This window comes from Sandarakinorhabdus rubra, assembly GCF_010994245.1.
GTDB lineage: Bacteria > Pseudomonadota > Alphaproteobacteria > Sphingomonadales > Sphingomonadaceae > Sandarakinorhabdus > Sandarakinorhabdus rubra.
In genome coordinates this window covers 1-1,520 of record NZ_WMHO01000348.1, presented here as the reverse complement: position 1 = coordinate 1,520, position 1,520 = coordinate 1, and the positions used below count along the sequence as shown (strand labels likewise).

Genomic DNA, 1,520 nt, shown 5'->3' with positions numbered 1-1,520 from the left:
AGCCGCTGCTGGTGGCGGCCTGTGCCGCCGAAGGGGAGACGCTGGCGCTGGCACCCTTCCGGCCGCGCCGCGTGGTGCTGCTGGCGACCACGCTGCCCGGCACCAGCGCCAAGGCGCTGGCCAAGCTGGAGCGCGTCACCCGCGCCCGCGTCGCGGGGCTGGGCAGCACGCTCGACCTGCAGCCGCCCTGCCCGCACGCGCCGGCAGCGCTGGCTGAAGCATTGTCAGACATCGCAGACGCAGATCTCGTGCTGGTCGCCGGTGCCTCGGCGACGGTGGATCGGGGGGACGTGGTACCGATGGCCATCGAGCGTGCCGGCGGCACGGTCACACGGCTGGGCATGCCGGTCGATCCGGGGAATCTCATCGTGATGGGAGTCATTGGTGCGGTGCCGGTGATCGGCCTGCCGGGCTGCGCGAAAAGCCCCAAGCGCAACGGGCTCGACCTGGTGCTGGAACGGCTGCTGGCGGGCGTGGCCGTCACCGCCGCCGACGTTGCCGCCATGGGCGAAGGCGGCCTGCTGCCCGAAGCCGAACGGCCAGAGCCGCGCGCCAGCCTGTCTCCCCCGCACAGTCTCGCCACCATCGTGCTGGCCGCCGGGCGCTCACGGCGCTTTGGCGCCGATCACAAGCTCCTGGCCACCTGGCGCGGCAAGCCGCTGGTCGCCCACGCCGTCGATGCCCTGGCCGCCGCCGGCCTGGCCGCGCCGATCGTGGTCATCGGCCATCGCGGCGACGAGGTGCGCGCCGCCTTGGGCGCCCGCGCGGTCCGCTTCGTCGAGGCGCACGACTGGGCAGACGGCATGGGGCGCAGCCTGGCCGCCGGCATCGCCGCCGTCCCGGCCAATGCGGACGCCGCGCTGGTGTGCCTGGCCGACACGCCGGCCCTGGAGCCGGCGCTGATCGCCGCCATCGCTGCCGCGCCCGGCGACGTGGTGGCCCCCGTGTGGGACGGCCGGCGAGGCCACCCGGTGCGCTGGCCGCGCGCCGCCTTTCCGCGCCTGCTGGCGCTGGCCGGAGACAGCGGCGGCAAGGGCCTGATGGCAGACTTCGCCGTGACCGACGTGCCGGCACCGTCGGCGGCCTGCCTTGTCGATATCGACACGCCCGAGGCGCTGGCGGCGCTCGACGGCAATTGATGGCCCGCGCTTGATTGCCTGCAATTGCAGGCTATCATGGCGCGATGAATGCCACGCCCGACTCGCCCGCACTCGCCGCTGGCCCCGCCAACCTGTGCACGGCCGGCAAGGTGCGGCGGCTGTCTCGCCGGGTCAGCCAGATCTATGACGAGGCGCTGGCCGCGCACGGCCTGACCATCGGCCAGTTCGGGCTGATCGCCTGCCTGTCGCGGCGGCGCGGCCTGTCGATCAGTGCGCTTGCGGCACGGCTGGCGGCAGACGCATCCACCGTCTCGCGCCTGGTGAAACCTCTGGCCAGCGCCGGCCTGCTGCGTATCGACACCGACCCGGCCGACCGGCGCGGCCGGCTGGTATGGCTGACCGACACCGGCCACGCCCGCC

At 74.2% G+C, this 1,520-nt stretch carries 2 protein-coding genes; both read left to right on the top strand.

The window, feature by feature from the left end; translation table 11 throughout:
- On the top strand, window positions 1-1,139 hold a 1,139-nt coding region (locus GJV64_RS15680; RefSeq protein WP_164158133.1), incomplete at its 5' end, for an NTP transferase domain-containing protein.
- A 44-nt stretch (window positions 1,140-1,183) separates the two neighbouring features.
- The coding region (locus GJV64_RS14315; protein WP_164158131.1) for a MarR family winged helix-turn-helix transcriptional regulator at window positions 1,184-1,520 on the top strand (337 nt) is incomplete at its 3' end.